Genomic DNA, 1045 nt, shown 5'->3' on the forward strand with positions numbered 1-1045 from the left:
GGAATCCGTCCGAGTGAAACTGCACGTCTGACTTCGAATAGCTCATAGCTCCTCCAGTTCGGTGGAAGTGTCTTCGGGAAACTCCGGCACCCCTGCCCATTCGAGCAGCTCGAGATCGCCGGCCGGAATCTGATCGGCCATCCCCTGCAGTTCGGCAAGCTCGCCATAGGAAATGTTCTCCGCGCGAATCGCCGCGCGCAGTTCCTCAAGCCTCTCGGCAGTAGTCATGATCCCTCCAGTTCGGTAGAGGTACGGAACACTGCGAGCGCGTCGCCACGCTCAACAGACGAACGAACAGCAGCAGCAGACGCCACGATCGCGAGCGCATCACGCAGTCCTTCAGTCTTCGCGAAGTACACATCTGCAGCGGCCGGGCTCGGCTCTAGTCCCTCGCGAAGTGCAATCAGCGCCTCGAGAGTTTCACGCGCCAGACGAATACGCTCCGCCGCAGTCATGCCGACACCAGCTCGCGTGCCAGGCCGATACCGTCGAGCAGCGCAGTCATACGCGCGTACAGGTCCCGCTTCGGCATATGCCCATTACGGAAGATGTCAGTGACACCACCACCATCCGTGACGATCCGATAGAGCGCGACACCACCGTAGGCGCCGTCGATATAGAACGCTCCGATAGTCGCGACATTCTCACTGCCGACGCGCGTCCATAGCGGGTCCGTGTTGCCGTTCACCCGATTGTTCAACACCCGGCATAGCTGCTCGAGGTGCTTACTCGTGATGCGATCCATCTGTGTTCCTCCAGTTCGGTGGAGTACATGACCCACAGAGGTTAGCGCACTAACCAGACGGAGCGCAACCCTAGAAGGGTGAACCGGCCGCCGCTTAACAAACGGCCGACGCACGACAAACCAGCGCCGGCACCTTGAACGACGACGCGCGCCAGGTCGACTAACGCGGCCGACAGCTCGCGAGCGCGAACAACGAACGCGGCACCTCGAGCACCACCGAACGCGCCGAACGAACGCACGAACAGCGCGCCGGCGACGTGATACCACCGACCCTTTTTAAGCACAGCGACAGCCTTTGAC

The 1045-nt window shown here is 61.1% G+C and carries 4 protein-coding genes; all 4 read right to left on the minus strand.

The annotated features are described in order from the left end of the window. Window positions 1–42 precede the first annotated feature (42 nt). On the minus strand, window positions 43–228 hold the full coding sequence (locus V4529_16825) for a hypothetical protein (protein ID MES2360006.1): 186 nt from the start codon (window positions 226–228) through the stop codon (window positions 43–45). Next, the gene (locus tag V4529_16830; GenBank protein MES2360007.1) at window positions 225–455 is read right to left on the minus strand and encodes a hypothetical protein; all 231 of its coding nucleotides are present in this window, start codon (window positions 453–455) and stop codon (window positions 225–227) included. Before V4529_16830 ends, V4529_16825 begins: the two co-directional genes overlap by 4 nt. Next, on the minus strand, window positions 452–745 hold the full coding sequence (locus tag V4529_16835; protein ID MES2360008.1) for a hypothetical protein: 294 nt from the start codon (window positions 743–745) through the stop codon (window positions 452–454). Before V4529_16835 ends, V4529_16830 begins: the two co-directional genes overlap by 4 nt. A 41-nt stretch (window positions 746–786) precedes the next feature. Further along, window positions 787–1045: hypothetical protein (locus V4529_16840; protein MES2360009.1), on the minus strand; the 259-nt coding region annotated here is incomplete at its 5' end.

The organism is Gemmatimonadota bacterium, assembly GCA_040388625.1.
GTDB lineage: Bacteria > Gemmatimonadota > Gemmatimonadetes > Gemmatimonadales > Gemmatimonadaceae > Fen-1247.